Origin of the sequence: Alcaligenes sp. YSL9 (genome assembly GCF_030515105.1) — a bacterium.
Taxonomy (GTDB): Bacteria; Pseudomonadota; Gammaproteobacteria; order Burkholderiales; family Burkholderiaceae_B; genus Alcaligenes; species Alcaligenes phenolicus.
The window spans coordinates 1,693,851-1,714,758 of the sequence record NZ_JALXJU010000001.1 but is presented as its reverse complement, the minus strand read 5'-3'; the positions used below and the strand labels follow the sequence as shown (position 1 = coordinate 1,714,758).

Here is a 20,908-nt window from a genome sequence, read left to right as displayed (position 1 = left end):
GGGACATGCAGGCCATCGCTGCCTGTGGTAAGTGATAGCCTCGCGTGGCGTGATCAGAGTGTCTGGGCTTGTGCTGCACGGGAATTGGACCATGCAGATGCGGGCAGAAAATTAAGAACTATCTGATTTTCACGGCTTGCGATTATCGACAGGAGTACAAAAATCCTGCCGCTTTTCATAGGAAGCCGTGATTGTGCAGGGGCGGGCTTGAAAGCCCGCTAGCGTGTTCAGTGGGTAAGGTCCGGATCTATGGCTTGCCTGATGTTTGGGGCGGGATATAGATCAGCGACAGAAGCAGTAGCATCAGGCAGATAAGTCCGGCCAGAATATTGGTGCCGCTCCAGCCAGCAAAGCTGAACAGGAAGGCAGGGGCAAAGGCACCCAGTGTGGCAAAGATGGAGACGCCCAGATCATTCAAGCCCTGTACCGCCATAGCTTGCGGCTTGCCTTCCAGGCAGTTGCTCAGCAAGGCACTGCCACCGACATAAGTAAAGTTCCATCCCAGCCCCAGCGTTAACAGGGACAGGCTCAGCGCCGTATAAGTATGAGCCACGATATTGGCCAGACTGCTGAGCAGCAAGAGCACGATGCCGCTGATGGCAATGGTTTTCAGGCCAAATTTTTGAATCAGAAAGCCGGTGAAAAAGGAGGGGGCAAACATGGCCAGCACATGCCATTGAATGGCGGTGCTGATATCCGAGAAATGCACATGAAGATGGGACATATGCATTGAAGCTTGAATCATCAGCAGATTCATGATGCCGTAACCTATGGCCGCAATGCAGATGGCAATGGCCAGGGTTTTGTTATGCAGCACCAGTCCAAGTGCCTGGCCACGGCTTTTTTCCCCGAGTGCCTCGCCATGACTCGGTTTTACTTCTTTGATGAGCAGATTCAGCATCAGCGACACTAGAGCCAGAACGGTGAAGGCAGCATAGCAGGCGGCAAATTCCTGTCCGAAGCTGCTGCTTTTCAAACCCCGTATCAGCATTGGGCCTGACACGGCGGCAACTACCCCGCCAGCCACAACTAATGAAATGGCGCGTGGTTTCAATCTGTTGTTCAGCCCGTCCGTGGCTGCAAAGCGATTGAAGTTGGCAAAGGCAATATAGATTCCCAGCAGGGCGTGTGAGGCCACCAGCCAGGAAAACTGCTTCATTTCTATCGCCCAATATCCCACCCCCCCCGATACAGCCAAAGGCAGGCTTGCCAGCAGAAAGGATTTCTTGCGACCTATGGCAGCCATCAATCTGGAGGCGGGCAGGGTAAAGAGCATCACAAACAGGAACTGAAAACCGTAGGGAACGGTGGATAACCAGGGCTCGGGGGCCAAACTGCCACCTACCAATGCAGCCATGGTGACAGACATGACGGCAGTGGTCAGGTTGATGGATTGGGCCAGAAAGTAAAGGTAGGTTCTGTAAGGAAGGTGGGTGGCAGTCATGGTGCTACGTGGTGAGGGATATTGAGGCTGATCGTGCCGTCAGGAACAGCGGAAGTGTGATGCAACGCATTCTGTATGTGTAGGAGAAAATGCTGGTCACGCCTGCACATGCTGGTGGGGATTTTGGCCTTGTCGGGGGCCCCTGTCTCGAACAGTCGGTGTACTATCCTGAAAACTGTTAGCTAATTTTTTCTAACAGTGTTTGGGGAGCAGGCAGGTATGGATTTTCACGAGCGTTTGAAGGACGCCATCCTCCAGGGCGAGTGGGCGGTAGGGCAGCAGTTACCTTCTATTCGCAAGATGATGGCAAGGGAGGGTTTGAGCCATCACACAGTCGTCAGTGCGTACACCCGTCTGGTGGGCGAGGGCATGCTGGAGGCCTTGCAAGGGCGCGGTTATTTTGTGGCCCGCTGGTCTGGTTTGAGTGAGGACCTACCCATTCTGCCGTCCGAAGCCCCGATGGATCCCTTGTTTAAACTGCTGCAGGCCAGGCCCGAGCAGTGCAAGCTGGGCTGTGGTTGGTTGCCCCTGCCTTGGCGGGATACGGATATGCTGGCCAAGGCCATACGCAAAACGGCCCGATCTGGCCGTAGTGGTTTGGTGGAGTATGGCGATATTCATGGGTATCTGCCGTTACGCAAGCAGTTGTCCCTTTTGCTGCGTCAATCGACCTTGATCCAGGTTTCCCCTCAGCAGATTTTGACGACCCTGGGAGCAACGCAAGCCTTGGATCTGATCTCGCGCACGGTGATTCGCGCCGGGGATCATGTTCTGGTGGATGAGCCTTGCAGCAGTAATTTGATCAAGCTGATTCGTTTGTGCGGTGGGATACCTGTCGGGGTGCCTCGTCTGGCGGATGGGCCGGACGTGGCGGTGCTGGATCGTATTTTGCAGACTCACAAAGTGCGGGCTTTTTTCTGCAATAGCACGTTTCATAATCCAACTGCTGCGGGTTTAAGTCCCAAGGTGGCTTTTGAAGTGCTGAAGCGCGCAGCCGAACACGATTTTCTGATTGTGGAAGATGATGTGTATGGGGATTTTTTCCCTGGTGTGCGTCAGACGTTTGCGGGGTTGGGGGATTTTGAGCATGTGGTCTATATAGGCAGTTTCTCCAAGTCGCTGTCGGCTTCCTTGCGTATCGGCTATCTGGTTTGTGGGCCGAAGTTGATGGAGTCCTTGCTGCGTCTGAAATTGTTGACCAGTGTGGCCGTACCGGGGTTTTGCGAGCGTTTTGTGAATACGATTCTGGCCGATGGCACTTATGCCAAGCACACGCAGGCGATTCAGCGCCAGTTGATGACGCATCAGCAAGTTGCGCAAAAGGTACTGAAAGAATACGGCTGGGAGTTCGAGGTGCAGGCGCAAGGTGGAATGTTCTTGTGGATTCGGCATCCGGATCTGCCGGATTTGACGGATTTTATTCAGCGGTTGGAGAGCAAAGGGGTCTTGCTGATGCCGGGAAGTGCGTTTGCCGTCAGCAAGGAGTTCAAGGACAGGACGCGATTGAATGTGGCGCATTTGATGCCTGCGGTGTTTGATTGTCTGGATGTGAGTGTGGGAGCTTGATTCTTGGTCAGTATCTGGGTTTTTTTGCCAAGGCGCCCCTCAAGCCCGCCGCCCGACCAATCGGCTGAGCCCTTGCCGGTGCTGCGCACCGGTGCCCTTGGCGAACCATTGCTCCGGGCGCGCCCTTAACTCCGGGGGTGACTGGTCCCCCGGACCAGCCACAAGCGTCCCCGTCAAACAGAAGGGCGCTTGCATCCCTACGCAATGGTTCGCCGGCGGCAAGGACTCTGACCCGCCGATTGGTCGGGCGGCGGGCTTGAGGGGCTTGGGAAATACATAAAGAGCAAGCCAGAATCCCAAATTGGAGTTCTGGCTTGTGGTGTAAAAAACCGGCCCCGGCTGCCTATGCATACAGGTGGGGCCGGGGGTGGCTTAAGGCTTCAGAACGGGTTGGTGTCCTGCCAGGGGTTTCATCGCTTCTACGGCGTAGGCTACGTTCAGGATGCGTGCTTCTTCAAAGGCAGGGCCGATGATTTGCAGGCCTACGGGCATGCCGTTGGAGATACCGGCGGGCACCGTGACGGCCGGCAGACCGGTCAGGTTGCTGGGGCCGGTAAAGCGGATGCCTTCGTCGATGAAGTCCAGCGTTTTTCCGTTGATGTTGACGGTATCCACGCCAATGTCCGGTACCTGGCAAGGCAGGGTGGGGGCGATGATGACGTCTACGTCGCTGAAGGTGCCGGTAAATTGCTGTTTGAGGGCGCGGCGTACTTGCTGGGCTTGCAGGTAGTCGATGCCGCTGAACAGTTCGCCCAGTTCAAACAGGAAGCGAATGTCACCGCCAAAGTCTTCTGGGCGTTTGATCAAGTCCTGGTGGTGGATGGTCGCCGCCTCGGTCAGGCTGACGGCCAACTCGGCCCATTCGGAGTAGCGCAGGGCAGGCACGTTCAGGGGGATGACCTTGGCGCCCTGTTTTTCCAGGTCGGCCAGGCGGTCGCGAATGACTTTTTCAATGCCCGAGTCGACGTTCTTGAAGAAGTAGTCTTCGATGATGCCGATGCGCAGACCTTTGACGTTGCCGTTCAGAGCGCTCAGGTAGGAGCCGACAGGGACATTGGCGCAGGTCGGGTCGCGGGGATCAAAACCGGCAATCACTTCCAGCATCGCGGCAGCGTCCGCTACGGTTTTGGACATGGGGCCAACGTGGTCCAGGGTCCAGGCCAGTGGGTAGACGCCAAATTTACTGACGCGTCCGTGCGTGGGTTTCAGACCCACAATGCCGCAAGCGGCCGACGGGATGCGAATGGAACCGGCTGTGTCAGTACCCAGCGTGTTGTAAGAGCTGTGGGAGGCAACGGCGGCGCCGGAGCCACCGCTGGAACCGCCGGGGACGCGATCAGGGTTCCAGGGGTTATGCACGGCACCAAAGTGCGGGTTGTTGTTGTCAATGCCCCAGGCATATTCGTGCATGTTCAGCTTGCCGGTGAAGATTACCCCGGCATCGCGCAGCTTGGTGGCAACGGTGGCGTCGTCCTTGGAGACAAAGTCCTTGTGAATCTTGGAGGCCATGGTGGTGACCTCGTTCGCAAAGTAGATATTGTCTTTCAGCGCCAGGGGCACACCATGGAACACGCCCTTGTACTTGCCGGCCATGATGTCCTGTTCGGCTTGCTTGGCACTTTTTCTGGCCTGCTCGGCGGTGACGGAAATGTAGGCGTTGGTCTGTGGGTTCGACTTGTCGATGTAGGCCAGTAGGTTGTCGGTCACTTCGACAGGAGAAACAGTCTTGTTGCGCAGTTTGTCCGCCAGTTCAATGACGCTTAGCTCAAGCAATTCCTTATTCATGGTGATCCCCTCCGGCCAGGTGTTTGATAGCAAGGTCGGCATCGTCAATGGCAATACCTTCCAGCGTGCCCTTCATGGCTTGAATCTCGCGCCATTTGGTCTCCAGCTTGGCCAGATGTTCGGGACTGGGGTGTATTCCTTTTGCAGCCAGGGTGTCTTTGACACTTACAGTCATTTGTCCTCTCCTTATGGTTTTCAAAACCGTGCATGCGCCAATGACGCGCACAAAAAAAGCCCCACCCCTGGTGACAGGGAGTGAGGCTTTATTGCCTGCATGTCGCTGGCAACGTTGGCAGCGCATGCATGTGTTTTGGCAGACTCAGATGTCTGCTTTTTCAATCTACAAAATATTGATGCCTAAACATACTGGGGTTTACCAGAGGGCGTCGAGGACGGGAAAAGCTGGTCGATTTTGCAGCTTTCCGGCCTCTGATCTATGCGCTTTAGCCGGCTTGATTCACAGATTCAGACAGTAGGTAAAAAGCACTATCGGAATAGTCTTATGGTTTGTTGGGGTATGAATGGGTGAAATTATATCTGGGTCTTTTTACATGCCTATTTAAAAAAAGGTAATCCCATGAGAAATAAAAAATGCAAAAGCAAGCTGTGTTCAATACTGGTAGCCGGTTTTTTTACCTGCTTTTCCGTGAATGCTGTTGCTCAAGCTAGTGAGGATTGCCTAAGAAATACGGATTTGAATTTATATGACTGGAAAGTCGAGCCTTATGGAAATGGATTCTATAACGGTCAGGTAATAGCATCAGCATTGACAAACGCGACATTCTTTTATTCGTCAAAAGAGCGTAAAGCCAGTGTGGATGCGGGGGGAGTGAACGGTGGTAATCACCCCTATAACGCTATTCCTATGCCCAAGACACCTGGTGTGGGAGTACGAGTTTCCTGGAATGGATTTTATAGTCTTTATGCGTTTACTGCGTCCTCTGTCCGTCCTGACGGAACCCCGGTTTCTGTTTCTTATATGGGGAAGATGTTGACCGGAGAAGGCCCAAAAAGTTACACGATTTCGTATTATTTCAAATACGAAATCGTGGTGATCGACGCGGAAAAATATAAAGGTGGAAAGCTTGAGGTCACTAATGAGCAGGCAGTTACTGCTTTTGTTTCTCGGACTAGTTCAGCAGGCAGAAACACAATTTGCGTTAATGGGATTCTTGATTTGATGGCGCCTTTGGTAAAAGGGGGTGGAATTCCCGAAATGCCCAAACCACCAGCGCCCACCTGTTCGTCGGCGGACCTGAACCGGGTGGTGTCCATGCCGCCCATCACCCTCTCGCAGTTGGCCGCATATGGCAGCAGTCGCAGCGAGGGGAGGATCGCTGAACAGAACTTTGAGCTGGTCGGCCGCGGTTGTCCGGCAGGTACCACGATCAAGGCCTTTTTTACCGATACTCGTGCCAGTTCGGAGCCCAAGAATTATTTGCGCTCTTCTCATCCGTCGGTTGGTGTGCGTCTGTATCACCGGGATAGCCAGCAGCCAATCGGGTTTGGTCCTGCCCCTGTGGGTTCTACTTTGCCGGACCGCCCCCCCGTCGTGGAAGGGCCAACAAGCAGCTCTTTATCTGATATGTATTTGCCTATCACCGCCCAGTATGTGCAATTGCCCAATGTGCAAAGCGGCACGGTAACACCAGGCAGTTTGCAGGCCGAGGCCGTGGTCACGTTCATGTATGACTAGGCCTGTGAGGGCACCGCTCATACAAAGAGCGGGCTGCACTGGCAAGGGCTGGGGTTTTCAGACTATTCCTAGGCCATTAGCCCGCAGGAAATCTTACGATCTCAGTTATCGATTCTGGCCTGGAAATTCCAGTCTGTTCATTGTTAGCCGGGGACATTCATGTTCGCACCATCCACTTCTCACATGCCACCTACGATGGTGATGAACTTGCTTCGTCAGCCTCGCTCGGAGTCCGGCTTGTGGATGCCCCGGCGCATTGTCCCTGCTGTCGGGCGTTCTGCTAAAGCAAGCGCAGCTCCGGTAGACAGCAAGGCCTTGAGCAGCCGCCTGGTCCGGCCTTACGGCTTTTCGGGCCGTAGCGGGTGCGCTCAGCCTGAACAGGGCGGGATGCTGATTACGCGGGCCGTTTTGCTCGATGCCTTGCGAAAGGAGCAGGTTCAGGCGTGGCTGCAGCCCAAGGTCTCGGTGCAGTCCCAGCAGTTGGTTGCGTTGGAGGCTCTGGCGCGCTGGCGTCACCCTCAATGGGGTGTCTTGTCACCCGATGTGTTTTTGCCCTGGTTCAGTGAGCATGGCCTGGACGAGGCTTTGCTCTTGCATATGTTGCAAGAAGTTCTAGGTTTGCAGGCCTATTGGCGTCGTCAGGGTTTGTCGGTGCCTGTTGCAGTGAACCTGCCCACTCATTTGCTTGATGATGTCAGCCTGCCAGATCGTCTGATGGCCTGTGTACAGGAACAGCAGGGGCAGGCCAGCCAGATTACGTTGGAGTTGCTGGAAAACTCCAACACCCGGACGCCCTGCGCCTTGTTTTTAGGGGCTTCACGCCTGGTAGCGATGGGCTTTGGGCTGGCGCAAGATGATGCCGGGGTGGCCTACAGCTCAATCGAACGTTTGATGTCAGCTCCGTTTTCAGAACTCAAACTGGACCGGCAAAGTGTGTATGGCTTGGCGCACAGTCGCGAGCAAAGCGAACAGGTACAAGCTTGGATCCGGGTGGCCAAGCAGCGTGGCCTGCGTGTTACCGCCGAAGGAGTAGAGCAGCAGGAGGATCTGGATTGCTTACGACAAATGGGCTGTGATTATGCTCAAGGCTATTTGTTCGCCAAACCCACACCCGCCTTTGAGCTGGATATGTGGATGCGTCAGCGTTGGGCGACATGAATCAGGCATGCCCGGCCCTGCCTTGTGCGTATTCAGGAGAACAGGTTGTTCTGGGTACAGAACGCAATCAGGTCCTGGTTGTTATGCACGTTCAGTTTGCGCATGGCCGATGCTTTTTGAGCGCTGATAGTCTTGATGCTGCGGTTTAATTGTTCAGCAATGGCGCTGATGGAGTCTCCCATGGCAAACAGGCGCAGGACTTCAAATTCCCGGGGGCTCAGGGACTCCAGGCGCTCCTGTACCGAGCTGGTCAGCACGTCTTTGGGCGTATCTTGCTTGAAATTGGCCGGGTAGTACTTCACGCCCTGGCGCAACAAGTGCAGGGCGACCAGGACTTCAGAGAGCTCGTCCTGTTTGAGGACAACTCCTTGTACGCCAGCATCGTACAAAGAAGAAATAATCATGGGGTTGGACACCATGGTCAGCACAATCAGTTTGACGTCGGGAAAGTGGCGCCGTAGATAAGAAATGAAGCGCATCCCGTCGCCATACTGCTCATCGCCGGGCATGGAGTAGTCGGTAATGATGGTATCGGGCTGGTTTTTCTGCAGGTGCTCGACCAGCTCCGAGGGGCTGGCAGCTACGGCCTCAACGCTCAGGTTGATATCGCGGCCCAGCAGTTCGCGTATCCCCATCAAAATCAATGGGTGATCGTCTGCAATGATGACGCGCAGTTTCTGAATGGCGGGCATTCGGGTTTCCTTGCCTGTTTTGCTAGACTTGTTCAATCAGCTCGCGTAGTGCCTGGCACACGGCAGCGGCTGTATGAACTTGTGTTTCAGTTTGTTGAGTATTTTGCCTGAAATTCTGTTCCAGTTCTTTCACTCTGTCCGCGATTTCATGCAGACCCATTACCACCAGAGCTCCAGCCATGCGATGCAGGACGGCCTGGCTTTGCGCCGCGTTTTGCTCATGCAGGGCTTGTTCCAGGGTCTGTAAATCCTTGCTCATGGTGCTGCGGAAAATATCCCGATAGCGTTTGGGCACAGGTGAGGTAGCTAACGATTCCAGCAGACTGCTCAGGGTGGCCAGATTCATGGGCTTGACCAGGCATGCGTTCATGCCACTTTGCGTACAGCGCTGGGCTTCGTCGCGCATGGCGTTGGCGGTAATGCCAATGATGGGTGCATTCATGCCTTGTGCACGCAGATGACGTGCCAACTCGTAGCCCGTCATATTGGGCATATTGACGTCTGTCAGCAGCAAATCATGGTTGTTGTCATCCCATAGACTCAAGGCCTCTTCGCCATCTTGAGCCAGGGTTACCTGATATCCCAAACGCTCCAGCTGTTCACGCAAGGTCGCCTGATTGAGCGGGTTGTCTTCAGCGACCAGCACATGCAGGCCTGGGCGGCTGGGGGGCTTGATCGCTGTTTTGGCGGGTGGCGTGGACTCCAGGATTTGTGCCGGCGTGGCATGTTGTTGTGCCCGCCAGCGCTCCAGGGAACGAGCGATGCTTTCGGGACTGGTGCCATCCGCCTCGGGCAAGGTACTACTGCCATCGCGTGCCGAGACACTGAGGTAGGGGCCGAGCCAATGAGGTACCGGCTGGCTGCCGGGCATCATCACATCCAGCAAGATCTCTTCGGCCTGGCCTGTCAGAGAGTCGCTGGGCAGCAGGGCTTGTGCCTGGGCATTCCAGCGGATGAGCCAATTGCAGATCGACTCGGACAATTCGGCATGGGGTGTTCGCACATGCAGCTTCATGCCATGCAGGTTCGGGGCAGGGCGGGTTTGGGCCTCTTTGGGCTCTATGTCCAGATTCAGCGTAAAGGAGAAACTGCTGCCCAGTCCTGGTTCACTGGTTAACTGAATCTGACTGTCCATCAGTTCGGCCAGACGGGCACAGATGGACAGGCCCAAGCCTGCTCCTCGTATGGTGTGCTCGCCCGCATGGGCGACATAAAAGGGGGTAAACAGCTTGTCCTGTCGTTCGTGCTCAATGCCCACGCCACTATCAGCCACCTGAAACATTAATTGGGCTTTTCCTTGGGCAATCTGCTCAAGACGCAGTCGCACAATAATGTGACCTGCCTGAGTGAACTTGACGGCATTGCTGATCAGATTGCTCAGAATCTGACGTATGTGCAGAGGATCGCCCAGGACGCAGGACGGGACATCCGGGTCTATATGGCAAAACAGCAGCAGGTTTTTTTGCTGAGCCATGGCGGTATAGGTGGCGGTGCAATCCTGGACCAAAGCAATCGGGTCCAGGGGCACCGACTGCACATGGGTCTGGCCCGCTTCAATCCGGCTGATATCCAGAATGTCACTGATGATCTGCAATAACTGGCGCGAGGCACCTTGAATTCGGTCTACCTGTTGATGCTGCTGGCTATTTAATTCGGTCATGGACAGCAACTCCAGGGAGCCCAAAACGCCGTACAGAGGCGTGCGAATCTCATGACTCATCGTGGCCAGGAAAGCGGACTTGGCCGTACTCGCTTCATCGGCGGCCGCGCGCGCGCGTTCCAGTTCACGCTGGATTTCTTCTTGTGCCGTCAGGTCCATCAACACACACAGCAGAACGTCCTGCTCATGGTAGCGGCTGGGTGCGCAGGCCAAATGCAGGCTGCGTCCATCTGCTAAATCTACTTTGCCTTCGGTGGCCTGCGCTCCCTGTTGCTGCAAGGTGTTCAGGGCCAAGGCTAGCGGTGCCTGTTCAGGTAATACATCCCCCGCATCCAGCCCCAGCCATTCCAGTGCCTGGGCATTGCCAAAAATAATCTGCCGCTTTTCTTTGCTGATCACGCACAGAGCTACCGGCGAGGTATCAATGATGCTGCGGTTGAAGTCCCGGCTTTCCAGCAGCGCACGTTGGGCCTGACGTGCTGGCTCCACCACACGGCGCCCGTACCAGCGGGCATAAGCCATGCCGCCCAGCAAACTCAGCAATAAAAACACGACCGTGCCCAGGGGCACCCATGTGCTGTCCAGCAACTGACTGGGGCTGATCAGGTAGCGCCCTGTCCACGTGCCGGAGGGATCGCTCATTTGAAAGGCCAGGCCCCGCCAGCTGATGCTAAAACCATCGTGCTGCAAATCAGGGGAGTCGTTTTGACCGATCAGCAAACCTTGCTGGGTATGGTGCAGCCAGAATCGATACCCGACAGGCGCTTCGGACTGATTGAAAAATTCCCGCAGCCTGCCTTTGTCAAACAGACTCATGGCCTGGAATCGGGCCGGGTCCGCACCAGGTACGGGCAGTCCGGGCAAGGCAATCGGGATGATGCCCAGCATATGCAAGGGGTGGTCGGGCAGGGAAACCCACTTCACTGCTTGTGGACCGGGTAAAGGCGTGCTCCAGGGATGGACGTGGTCGCGTGCTTCTTTGTGCGACGCAATAGGCAGGACCGTATCTGTGCGGGAGGATTCCAGCTCCGGAATGCTCAGGCTGTCCTCCATGTCGGGATGGAACAGGAACAGGTAGCCGGACGGAAAATAGGATCTGGCCCAAAAGGACGCAAAGCTGTCGGCCAGATCAGCCCCCAAGGTTCCGTAGGCCTCTTTGGGGGCGCGGCAGTGCTGTTCGCAAATCATGGAAAACGAGACGCTGGCTGTTGGCCGCCAGATACTCACGGAACGGCCGCTTTCTACCGGTGGAGGTTCTGGCTCCGGCCCGGCTTGCAGTTTGGCGGCATCTGCCTTGAGCTGCGCTAAAAATCGTTCCTGTTCGTGGATATAGGCCACCGTCACGGCGAAATCGGATTTCAGACGATGGCGCTCCTGGCTGAAAAAATGCTGGCCGCCTACGACCAGAGCGCCCAGCAAAACGAAGGAGACAGGAATAACGCTAAGCAATAGTCGCGTGTGTCCACGCGAGCGCCGCGTCATACGATTAAAAGGTGAGTTGGCCATGGTTCTCCGTGAGGTCGCCGATTTGGGCAATTCCTGCCGTATCATACCGCCCTGCGCCGCGGTAGCGACGTAGCATTTGTGGCTGGTCGGGCTGGTTTAGAGGGTCGGAGGCTGCAGGCTATCGCGCAAGGCGGCCATGGGCAGAGGTTTGATCAGCAGGGCATCCATGCCTGCGGCTGACCATTCTTTGTCTTTATCCAAAATGGCATTGGCGGTAATGCCAATAATGCGTCCCTGGTAGCCTTCCGAACGCAAGGCGCGGGCCAGAGAGTAGCCGTCCATGCCGGGCATGAACAGGTCTGTAAACACAATATCAAATTGATCTTTGTTTGCCAGTGTCAAGGCGGCTTCGCCGCTGGCTTCCAGATGAGTCGTGCAGCCCAGCAAAGTCAATTGCTCCTGAAGAATTTGCCGGTTAACCGGGTTGTCGTCCACGACCAGTACACGTTGGGGGCGTACGGAGGGTTTTAATGTCTCTTTGGTCGGCTGAGGCGCGCAATCGAGCGCTTGAGCCTGCTGCACCGCTTGCATGATGTGTTCCATGGCGGTCGAGGCAGTGTAGAAGCAGTCGGGATTATCGGCTTGAGGGGGTTGGGTCTGGGTATTGGGTTGAACCATGACCTGGCGGCCAGTCCACTCAGGTGTACTGGTGGCAAAAGACGGCCAGCTATGCACCAGCACAGCCCCCGGTTTGGCGACTTGCCGGGTGTAGGGGAGGGCATAGGCACCCCAATGACGGAGCCATTTGCTGACGTTGGAAACGATTTCCGGGATGTCTCCAGTCACATAGACGGGGCGGAACGCCAATTGGGACTCGGGAGCCGGAGCTGTGCCGGGCGGGGAGGCCACAGGCAGAATCACTTCAAACGTGATACTGGTGCCCAGGCCCGGTTCACTGACCACAGACAGAGAGCCGCCCATCAGGCTGGCCAGGCGCTGACAAATGGGCAAGCCCAGACCCGTGCCAGGCTGCTTGTTGGCACCACCTTCGTTAAGGCTGAAATAGGGCAGGAACAGTTTGGGCAGAACCTCTGCACTGATGCCCTGTCCGGAGTCCGTAATCTGAAAGCGCAGTGACAGGCGGTTGCCCGGCTGGGGCTCAGTATGCAGACGCAGCACTACATGGCCAGAAGTGGTGAACTTGATGGCATTGCTGATCAGGTTGCTCAGAATCTGGCGAATCTTCAGGGGATCACCAATAGTGGGAACCAGGGCCCTGACAGGGGTGATGGAATACAGTAGCAAGCCCTTGTTTTGTGCGGTTGCAGCAAACGCTGCAATAGTTTCATCCACCTGCTCCTGCGCACAGAATTCGCGCGGTTCCAGGGTGACGTGCCCCGCTTCAATACGAGACAGGTCCAGCGATTCACCCACTACCCGGAACAGTGTTTCGGCCGAGCGGCGCAAGGTGTCCAGATAGGGCGACGGGTGTTGCTGCTTTTCGGACAGAGACAGGAGCTCCAGCGTCCCTAGAATTCCGTACAGGGGCGTGCGGATTTCATGACTCATGGTGGTCAGGAATTGAGTTTTGGCGATGTTGGCGTTCTCGGCCAGTTGGCGGGAGTGACGCAGGGCAGCCTCTTCGGCTTTCTCAGCGGTGACGTCAATAATGGAGCACAGAGCCGCGGGCTGTCCGCGGTAATGCAAGCTGATGGCATGGACACGTACACTGCGCCCGTCCTTCAGGGTAACGTCGGTGCATGTGCTGGGCTCATGCTCACCGGGTAAGCGTGTACGCCATTGATCATCACCTTGCATCCAGGTGCGTGCCTGCAGGTTTTCTTGAAAAACCACTTCACCTTGGGCGTCGACCAGGGCCAGGCCGACAGGAGCCATGGCAACCAGCTTGCGATTCAAGGACACGCTATCGACCAGGCTTTGTTGCTGCTGGCGCGCAGGCAGCAACAAGCGCCTCCGTATCAGGCAAGCGCCGACCAGAACAACGGTGGTAAAGACGGTGAGGGTCAGCAAGGCCGTGATCAAGGCATTGCGGCCATCGTGCAATAACTGTTTGGTGGGCAGGGCGTAGAGTACTCGCAGGCCGCCCGTCCCAATGGATTTGCTCAGGATGATATGTTTGGGCCAGCCTTTGCCGTCAAAACCAAAGTAGTCCTGCTGAACCCAGCGCAACTCGGACGCATCAGGCGGGGAGCTGCTGTACAAAACAGCTTGCCCGCGTATATCGAACAAAATGTATTCCGTGCCAGGTGGTGGTGGCGTCAAGGTCAGGGCGCGGTCGATATTGTTCAGTTCAAGACCCAACCAGGCTCCCTGACGGTTTTCTCTGTCTATCGGGGTGTAAGCCACCAACTGCGAGAAAGAGTCATTGTCCTGGTGTAGCCAGAGCACGGGAACTTGCCGGGCGTGAGGCTGTTTATTGATGGTGTTCAGGCGTGTGGCTAGCGCATCCACCTGTGGTTCCCAGAACCGGCGCTGGCCGTCGCGCTCCAGACGGTAGTCTCGGGCAGGATCCAGCTCGCTGTATCGCAAGGTGCCTGTGCGATGGATGGCATTCCAATGGCGGCGCGTCAGTAAAAAGACGTAGTGATCGGCTGAGCCATTGTTCGGGGTGTCGAGCGTTTCCAGGTTTTGTCTATTGGACGAGAGCTGCACGGTGTCGGGAGAAACCGCTGCTGCGGCCACGGCGCGCAGCAGGACCTCACGCTGGTCAAAAAATAATTGGGCGTGGTCGGCAGCACCGTTCAGTTGCCGACGATACTCGGAAATCAGGTGCGTAGCCGATGCATACAGATATGCCCCGGTGCCCAAGGAGGCACACAGGATAAGGATTAAGGACAAGGCACCCAGCAAGACGCTGGGAAAGCGAGGAACCTGCATGCAGGGCAGGTTCTCTCGCATGGGGCTGCCTCTTAGCTGAACGGGCTTCATACTGTTCCGTCCTGGCTTGCGCCTTGTTTGGCCAGATCGCCGGGCAGCATGGGATCGGGTTCACGCGTGACACAGTTCAGGCGAAGCAACTGATAGTTCAGGCTTTCGGCTTGTTCGGCCAGCTCGTAGCGGGCGCGACACAGCTGACCATTACGGCTGATATCCAGATAGCCGCGCATTTGTTCAGGGGAGACCATGGTCAGGATACGGCCACGCGGGTCGGTCATGCCCAGTTGCTGGCCGGCGGCATCCCGCACCATGGCGCCAAAGGGCAACGCTGCACCTTGCTCATCGCGCAATTCAAACTGTACGCGGTAACCGACTTCGGCTTTGAAAGTAGCCAGGGCAACCGCACCGCGGGTAGGGACGATTTGCTGCACGGCGTTGTCGAATTCGGCATTGCGCGGGGCGTTGCGTGTATCCAGGCTGACGTGGTTGCTGCGGTAGGGGGTGGCATTGGGGATGATGGCGTAGCCGTTCGAGCCGGTCTTGACACCTGCGTGGCTGGATACGCCTACCCCGGCTACAGGCGGCTCTACTTTGGCCAGCATGATGGTCTCGCCCAGAGCCTGACCCAGGTTCACCCCGCCGCTATGCGCCACAATCGAACCATTGGCCGAGAAGTTGCCGGAGCTGTGTTGATTGCCATAGGAGTAGCCGGCATTCATGCGGGCAAAAGAGCTTGCTGTTCCTACGTTGACCGAGGCGCTGCTTTCACCGGCAGCACTGCGGCCACCAGCAACGGCGTAGCTGATCTCGCGCTCGGTAGGCAGCAGGCCGCTGGCACCGGCCTGGACAGCATTGCCGCTATTGTCGTGGCTGACCGTGGTGAAGCTTTGCGGTGCATTTTGCCCGCTGCCCAGAGGAATGCTCAGAGTCAGCATGACCGCGTTGTCGTGCGAGCGCGAAGGACCAAAGGAAGACTGCAGGTTCCGGGTACGGGTGTACGATAGGTTGTAGTTCACCTTGCCGATATGGTTGCTGTAGCCCACCGACAAACTATTGGAGGAGTTGTTCTCCCAGTTCTTGTTGTAGGAAGCGCTCAGGTACAGATTGCCACCGCCTACAGGTTGGCTGATATTGGCATCGATGCGCTGGCGCGAGTCACGTTGACCGTACAGGCGCAAGTGCGCTGGTGCTTCTGTGGCGGTGACGTGATCGGACAGGGTGCGATAGCCACGGCTCAAGTCGTGACGCATATTGATGGACACGTTCGAGCCGGTAGCCTCGATGAACTTGTTGTAACGCAGGTTCATGCTGGTGCCCTGGGATTGCTGGCCCTGAACACGGCTGGTGGAGCGGGTCGCATCCAGCGAGACCGCACCCAACTGGGTGTTCATGCCGACCCCCAGGGAATAGGCATTGAAGTCTTTGGAGACCTGCACCCCGGCGGCCAGGGTGGTGTTGGCGCTGACGCCATACAGCATGGAGCCGCTGACAAAGTGGGGACGCTCCTGCATTTCGTCGTTCAGGCGCAGTTGACCGGCGGCGATGTCATAGCTCAGGCGGCCTTCACGCACCATCAAGGGCGGGGCAGAAAATGCCTGGCGCAAGATGCGACGCGAACCATCGGCTTCGATAATGGTGATTTCCAGATCACCGTTCGAGCCTGAGGGCGCCAGGTCACTGATGGCGAAAGGACCGGGGGCGACGTTGGTGGTGTAGATCACATAGCCGTTCTGGCGTACTTCGACCGTGGCATTGCTTTCGGCCGTGCCACGGATAACCGGCGCGTAGCCCTGCTCGCTGTCGGGGCGCATGGCCTCGTCCGAGAGCATCTGCACACCCATAAAGCGCACACTGTCAAACAGGGGCGAGCGGGTATACGTCTGCCCGGCCAGCAACTGGCTTTTCAGGGACACGATATCGCGCTGGGCGTAAGTGTTCTGGCTGGTAAAGGAGCTGGAACGATTGGTGCCCGAGGTGTAGTAGGAGTTGTTGCGTATGCGCCAGGGGCCGATGTTCACACCCAGGCGCAGGTCTGCACTCAGGTGGTTGGTGGCGGACATGCCTTTGCTTTGATCGCGGCGTACATTGACACCGTAGTTCACAAAGGCAGCTGTCTGGCCTTCGTCCCACAAAGAAGGATCAACATAACCGCGTTTGCTGGGGCTCAGGTAGATCTGCGGGATGCTCAGCAGCAGACGCAATTGGGCACTTTCGTAGACCACCGTGGCGTCAGGCACAATTTCGGGCAGACGCAAGCAGGTGGACTCGGCCGACACGGGAGCGGGCAATTTGCTCAGATCAATCCCGATCTGCTCGAGCATCTCCTGGTCAAAGCAGGGCTCGTTTTCGTCCGTACGCGGGTTGCGTTTGAAGGTGATGTCGCGTCGTCCGGTACGCTGCTGGTTCACGTACAGGTCCACGCGCTGTACGCCTTCAGCGACGTTGCTGCTCGAGAGCAGGGTGCGCAAGTCGGCGGTGGAGGCGTTGCCTTGCAGGAAGGCCATGTTAAATGCCATGGAGTCACCGCTATCCAGAGCAGCAACTTGTACGGGCTCTGTCTTGTTTTCTTCGGGAGCGGGCACGGTAACGGAGGCGGTCGTCTGAGCCTGGGCAGCACAAGCTGCAAATACCATGCAGGGCAGCAAGGCAATCCGCAACGCGGCCAGTGGCTGGCGGCTGATGGGATGAATGCGATGGCAGAACAGATGGTTTTTTGTGAACATGACTCTGCACCCAGGGGGCGTGATTGACGATTTGAAGACGTGCAAGGGCTCCTGCTACTGGCCGGGTGCCAGTAGCCGAAAGGGTCAGACGTGAGACTTGGGGAGTGGGCGGCGGGTCGTGCCGCCGGCTTACGGAGTGTCCGAGCTCAAGGCGCGGGCCTGAACTCTGCTTTGGCCGTTCAGGCGAACTTCATAGGGATCGGCGCTGCCGTAGTCGCTGATCGCACGAAACTGCAAGGTGTCTTGTGCGCCGGAGCGACCCAAGGGCAAGCGACGGGTCTGGCCAGGGGCAATCATGCCGGGGTCTTCCATTTCCTGGCCCTTGGCAGTGCGCAGGGTGGACATGGACACGTGGTAAGCGCTGGGGTTGTGGATCTCCAGCATAGGTGCGCCCTGAGCGTTGACCACGGACCACTGCAAATCGGCAGGGGCCTGGGCGGCCGAACCGGGCAAGCCGTCAGGACGGAAGAATAATTTGATGCGTTGGCGAATGGCTATCTGCAGCTGATTGTCACCGGGACTTTGTTGCGGGATTTCCTGGATGTTCAGCCAGAGCACGGTTTCGCGGTCACGAGGCAGGCCCTGGTCACCGCCGGCATAGAGCACACGCATCACTTGCTGGCCGTTAGGGGCAACTTTGACCAGTGCAGGGGTAATGGCAAAGGGGAGTTCTGCTTGATCGTGATCGGTATTCGTTTCCAGCCAGGACTGAACCAGGATGGGCGAATTGTCGTTGCGAACCACAATGGACGCTTCTTGCTGCTTCTCGGGCAGGATCAGGCGGGTACCGCTCAAGGAGATGGATGCCTGAGCCTGGTTGCTCAATAGCGCAGCGCTCAGGGCCAGACATCCAAAAGCCAGTTTCTTGAAAGTTAAGATGGACATGGTTCATTCTCCTTGAGGGGTTGGTTCTGGCGAAAGGGATCACCCTTCGCCAGAGGTTCAGGCAGTCTTATTCGTAAGACAGCTCGTAGGCAACGGTCGCGTTGGCTTGGCCACCGACAACATCAGCAACTTCAGCACCGGCCTTGCGGGTGTAGTAGGCGGTCAGAGGAATGTTGATGGCGCCGTCAGCGTAAGGAGCTTCCAGCTTGGCGGTGCCGCTGGTGAAGTCCAGAATGGTTTGGTCGCTGACCAGCATGATCTGCACGTTCTGGGCGCCGCCAGTGACAGCAATACCCTTGCCGGAGGTAGCGGTAGGAGCCAGCTTCAGCTCAACTTTGGTGCCGGTGGCACATTCGATCTGCATATCGATGTTCTTGGAGATCGAGGTGATGCCGCCTGCGGAGGTAGCGGGCGTCGCTTCCGTACCCAGAGTCTTGGCCGACACAGGGCCCATATCGACCAGCATGTTGGCACCGGAGCTGGAAGCACCAGGAGAACGCACGGTGCAACTGTCAGCGTTGATGCTGCCTACAAAGTTGATGTTGCCGCGGGCACCGATAGTGGATTCGGCTTGAGCACCGGCAGCAGCAAAAGCGGAAAGGATAGTGAGGCCGAAAAGGATCTTTTTCATGATTGATTTGACTTCCGATTGTTGGACAAACGAAGCAACCTTGTTGTACGCCTTGGGGCGCTCTAAGGTTCCCAGGAGTGTGCTCTGTTTGGGCACAATTGAAGTTTAGGAAATCAATCGGGGAAAAGATTTAGGACTATTCTTAAAATGCAGTCCTATTAATTGAGAATGTTTTTTTTTAATTGTTTTGTTCTGTCAAGTGGCTTGTTTGCTTGGTTTGCAATTCTTGACGATTAAGCTTGATTGGGTTTGAGTATCAATTAAGAGCGGAAAAATAACTCTAGGAATAATCTTAAATAATTGAATAGACTGCGCTTTTAAAATTTCATCATTAATTGGCCCCGATAGGGGTTGGAAACGAATTTTGATGAATGAGATGCGTGATATGTGGAACCGTATATTCAGGAAACAGGAGTTTTCCCGCCAGCGATTCGTGTGGGCTAAAGCATTGATGCTGCCCATTGCCTTGCTTGTCGGGATGGGCCAGGTCCAGGCTCAGTCAACGAGCTGTTTCAGGTCCCGAGACCTGACGGCACGCTCAAGCTGGAGCATGGCCCCTAGCGGCACCGTCTTTAAAAATGGCGATATTGTAGGGCGTACGTCTGCCTATGCTGAGTACTACCTGCCCCTTGCTCACGGCGAAACAGTGAATGTCTATGCAAGCGGGCAGATAGCGGATAACGCTTATCAAGCAGTTCCCTTGAGTGGGATGCCAGGGTTGGGTTTGGTCGTTCGCTGGGCGGGGTACGCCTCCACTGTCTCTTTGACGCCAATCGGACCAAGTGCTCCGCAGGGAACGATTATTTCCAGTAGCCCGTGGATTTCTGTGCTACGAGCGCGAACAACGGCCAGTTACACGCTGGCCCAGTTCTACAGTTTTGAACTGGTGGTTATTGATGACAAGGTATATAAAGGCGGCAAACTGACCTTTACTGAAGCCAATAAAGTCCTTGTTATGACAGCCAATCAAAAGGGCACGGCTAATGCACAGCTTTGTATTAATGGATTCGTGGACCCCATGGCGGCTTTGACCGGCACCGTGCAAGTGCCTGAGTTGCCCAAACCTGCTCTGCCCAGCTGTAAGTTCTCGACCAGTACCTTGACTCAAAATGTGGTTCTGGGACCCGTTGATCCCGGTCAGATTGTGCCTGCAGGTGCAAGTCGCTCTTCAGGTGCGTCAGGGCAAGCCCATTTCTTGATTGAGGGAACGGGTTGTACCAAAGACACCAAACTGAATATCTATTTCACCGACACCAGGGATAGTGCAACGAATAAAAATTATTTGCTCTCAAGCAACCCGGCAGTCGGGGTACGTTTGTTTCATCGCGGTGAATCTGACCCCCTGCCTTTTGGTCCTGCGCCTTCAGGCTCCTGGGTGCCGTCGCGTTATGCGCCTTCTGTAGGGCCGGCTCTGACGGATGGTGCTGTACTGTCTACCGGTTTTACCGCTCAGTATGTACGGCTTCCCAATAAAACCGAATCAGATGTCAGACCGGGGCCTTTGGAAGCGGCTGCAACTTTTGTGATTGTGTATCCCTGATACGCAGGAAGAAAAAAGCGGAGCCAAGGGGCTCCGCTTTTTTTATTTGCTGGTGGCGGGTTCCTGCCAGCGTAAATAGGCATTGCGGGTTTGGGTGGACACGGACTCCAGCACCTTTTGATGTGTCACCTTATGGCGTGCCAGCAGGCGTGCATCTGCCACTGTTCGGGATTTGCAGAACCAGTGGCAGCTGTGTTGAAACAGGTATAGCTCGGCGGACAGATGAAAGGCCCGGCTTTTTGGGTCCAGCTGTTCGGGGTTGTCCACCATATGACGCAGCCCGGCAGCATGAATCTGCAATAGCTGGCGGAAGTCGCGCGTCATGGAGGGGATGATGCGTTCGGCATAGGGCACGCAAAAGGGCAGCATGCCTACTCGGGTGTTTTCTGCTGGTTCTTTTTGCAGAAGGTCAGCCAGGGATTGAATCTGGGTGGCTACCGCGTTTTCGGTCTGGGCAAACATCTCCAACACCTGCAGTTGGCGTGAGGGGGCCTGTTCGCCAATCGCGCGGGTATAGCCTTCCGTCAGCGTTTCCATATGGCGTTCCAGCTGGAAGCTGCTCAAGTGGCGACCCAGCAAGATAATGCGTCCGCGTTGATACCGTGCCCGCACAAAGTGCAGGGCTATTGCGGCGACCAGAAGAAGAATTACTGTGTCCATCATCCGTGTTTCCGTGCAGGGCCAGGCACCTTGTTGTTTTCTGCTGCAGCGCCAAGCCTGGCTATAAAAATCTCGGCTGCCAAATAGCAGCCGGCCATTGTATCCCGCCATTCTTTATTCTTGT

At 56.2% G+C, this 20,908-nt stretch carries 14 protein-coding genes; 4 read left to right on the top strand and 10 right to left on the bottom strand.

The genetic code is table 11. The annotated features are described in order from the left end of the window. Positions 1-247: 247 nt before the first annotated feature. Positions 248-1,444, bottom strand: a complete 1,197-nt coding sequence (locus M2Q46_RS07935) for an MFS transporter (protein WP_302357009.1) — start codon at positions 1,442-1,444, stop codon at positions 248-250. A 219-nt stretch (positions 1,445-1,663) separates the two neighbouring features. Between M2Q46_RS07935 and M2Q46_RS07930 the strand changes: the two genes are divergently transcribed. Then, positions 1,664-3,010, top strand: a complete 1,347-nt coding sequence (locus tag M2Q46_RS07930) for a PLP-dependent aminotransferase family protein (RefSeq protein WP_302357008.1) — start codon at positions 1,664-1,666, stop codon at positions 3,008-3,010. Positions 3,011-3,382: 372 nt separating this feature from the next. Here the strand turns inward: M2Q46_RS07930 and M2Q46_RS07925 are convergent, their stop codons facing one another. Beyond that, complete coding sequence (locus M2Q46_RS07925) at positions 3,383-4,795, bottom strand: Asp-tRNA(Asn)/Glu-tRNA(Gln) amidotransferase GatCAB subunit A (RefSeq protein ID WP_060186357.1); 1,413 nt, start codon at positions 4,793-4,795, stop codon at positions 3,383-3,385. Then, on the bottom strand, positions 4,788-4,970 hold the full coding sequence (locus M2Q46_RS07920; RefSeq protein WP_302357007.1) for a hypothetical protein: 183 nt from the start codon (positions 4,968-4,970) through the stop codon (positions 4,788-4,790). The genes M2Q46_RS07925 and M2Q46_RS07920 overlap by 8 nt, the downstream gene beginning before the upstream one ends. 402 nt (positions 4,971-5,372) lie before the next feature. Between M2Q46_RS07920 and M2Q46_RS07915 the strand changes: the two genes are divergently transcribed. Together M2Q46_RS07915 and M2Q46_RS07910 are read left to right on the top strand one after the other, a co-directional pair. Further along, positions 5,373-6,491, top strand: coding sequence for a fimbrial protein (locus M2Q46_RS07915; protein ID WP_302357006.1), 1,119 nt, complete (start codon positions 5,373-5,375; stop codon positions 6,489-6,491). Positions 6,492-6,650: 159 nt separating this feature from the next. Then, positions 6,651-7,649 carry an EAL domain-containing protein gene (locus tag M2Q46_RS07910; RefSeq protein WP_302357005.1) on the top strand — a complete coding sequence of 333 codons (999 nt, stop codon included), beginning with the start codon at positions 6,651-6,653 and terminating at the stop codon, positions 7,647-7,649. Between the two features lie 32 nt (positions 7,650-7,681). Here the strand turns inward: M2Q46_RS07910 and M2Q46_RS07905 are convergent, their stop codons facing one another. The 6 genes from M2Q46_RS07905 to M2Q46_RS07880 all read right to left on the bottom strand — a co-directional run bounded on the left by M2Q46_RS07905 (position 7,682) and on the right by M2Q46_RS07880 (position 18,584). Next, positions 7,682-8,341, bottom strand: coding sequence for a response regulator (locus M2Q46_RS07905; protein ID WP_035272032.1), 660 nt, complete (start codon positions 8,339-8,341; stop codon positions 7,682-7,684). A gap of 22 nt (positions 8,342-8,363) precedes the next feature. After that, the gene (locus M2Q46_RS07900; protein WP_302357004.1) at positions 8,364-11,507 is read right to left on the bottom strand and encodes a hybrid sensor histidine kinase/response regulator; all 3,144 of its coding nucleotides are present in this window, start codon (positions 11,505-11,507) and stop codon (positions 8,364-8,366) included. Positions 11,508-11,603: 96 nt separating this feature from the next. Then, a complete protein-coding gene (locus M2Q46_RS07895; protein ID WP_302357003.1) occupies positions 11,604-14,366 on the bottom strand; it encodes an ATP-binding protein in 2,763 nt (920 codons plus the stop codon). Positions 14,367-14,392: 26 nt separating this feature from the next. Next, positions 14,393-17,068 carry a fimbria/pilus outer membrane usher protein gene (locus M2Q46_RS07890; protein WP_302357002.1) on the bottom strand — a complete coding sequence of 892 codons (2,676 nt, stop codon included), beginning with the start codon at positions 17,066-17,068 and terminating at the stop codon, positions 14,393-14,395. A gap of 129 nt (positions 17,069-17,197) precedes the next feature. Beyond that, the gene (locus tag M2Q46_RS07885; protein ID WP_302357001.1) at positions 17,198-17,953 is read right to left on the bottom strand and encodes a molecular chaperone; all 756 of its coding nucleotides are present in this window, start codon (positions 17,951-17,953) and stop codon (positions 17,198-17,200) included. A 67-nt stretch (positions 17,954-18,020) separates the two neighbouring features. Continuing rightward, entirely contained in the window at positions 18,021-18,584 is a 564-nt protein-coding gene (locus tag M2Q46_RS07880; protein ID WP_009459276.1) for a fimbrial protein, read from the bottom strand. 367 nt (positions 18,585-18,951) lie between these two features. On the opposite strand from M2Q46_RS07880, the gene M2Q46_RS07875 reads away from it, so the two are divergent. Continuing rightward, the gene (locus M2Q46_RS07875; RefSeq protein ID WP_302357000.1) at positions 18,952-20,124 is read left to right on the top strand and encodes a fimbrial protein; all 1,173 of its coding nucleotides are present in this window, start codon (positions 18,952-18,954) and stop codon (positions 20,122-20,124) included. 42 nt (positions 20,125-20,166) lie between these two features. On the opposite strand, the gene M2Q46_RS07870 is transcribed toward M2Q46_RS07875, so the two are convergent. After that, positions 20,167-20,787, bottom strand: coding sequence for a hypothetical protein (locus M2Q46_RS07870; protein WP_302356999.1), 621 nt, complete (start codon positions 20,785-20,787; stop codon positions 20,167-20,169). Positions 20,788-20,908: the final 121 nt, after the last annotated feature.

What these genes read in the sequence shown, in the direction of transcription:
- M2Q46_RS07890 (WP_302357002.1), bottom strand. Translation starts at nt 17,068, where the DNA reads ATGTTCACAAAAAACCATCTGTTCTGCCATCGCATTCATCCCATCAGC.
- M2Q46_RS07910 (WP_302357005.1), top strand. Translation starts at nt 6,651, where the DNA reads ATGTTCGCACCATCCACTTCTCACATGCCACCTACGATGGTGATGAAC.
- M2Q46_RS07915 (WP_302357006.1), top strand. Translation starts at nt 5,373, where the DNA reads ATGAGAAATAAAAAATGCAAAAGCAAGCTGTGTTCAATACTGGTAGCC.
- M2Q46_RS07905 (WP_035272032.1), bottom strand. Translation starts at nt 8,341, where the DNA reads ATGCCCGCCATTCAGAAACTGCGCGTCATCATTGCAGACGATCACCCA.
- M2Q46_RS07885 (WP_302357001.1), bottom strand. Translation starts at nt 17,953, where the DNA reads ATGTCCATCTTAACTTTCAAGAAACTGGCTTTTGGATGTCTGGCCCTG.
- M2Q46_RS07870 (WP_302356999.1), bottom strand. Translation starts at nt 20,787, where the DNA reads ATGATGGACACAGTAATTCTTCTTCTGGTCGCCGCAATAGCCCTGCAC.
- M2Q46_RS07875 (WP_302357000.1), top strand. Translation starts at nt 18,952, where the DNA reads ATGAATGAGATGCGTGATATGTGGAACCGTATATTCAGGAAACAGGAG.
- M2Q46_RS07895 (WP_302357003.1), bottom strand. Translation starts at nt 14,366, where the DNA reads ATGCGAGAGAACCTGCCCTGCATGCAGGTTCCTCGCTTTCCCAGCGTC.
- M2Q46_RS07935 (WP_302357009.1), bottom strand. Translation starts at nt 1,444, where the DNA reads ATGACTGCCACCCACCTTCCTTACAGAACCTACCTTTACTTTCTGGCC.
- M2Q46_RS07900 (WP_302357004.1), bottom strand. Translation starts at nt 11,507, where the DNA reads ATGGCCAACTCACCTTTTAATCGTATGACGCGGCGCTCGCGTGGACAC.
- M2Q46_RS07920 (WP_302357007.1), bottom strand. Translation starts at nt 4,970, where the DNA reads ATGACTGTAAGTGTCAAAGACACCCTGGCTGCAAAAGGAATACACCCC.
- M2Q46_RS07880 (WP_009459276.1), bottom strand. Translation starts at nt 18,584, where the DNA reads ATGAAAAAGATCCTTTTCGGCCTCACTATCCTTTCCGCTTTTGCTGCT.
- M2Q46_RS07930 (WP_302357008.1), top strand. Translation starts at nt 1,664, where the DNA reads ATGGATTTTCACGAGCGTTTGAAGGACGCCATCCTCCAGGGCGAGTGG.
- M2Q46_RS07925 (WP_060186357.1), bottom strand. Translation starts at nt 4,795, where the DNA reads ATGAATAAGGAATTGCTTGAGCTAAGCGTCATTGAACTGGCGGACAAA.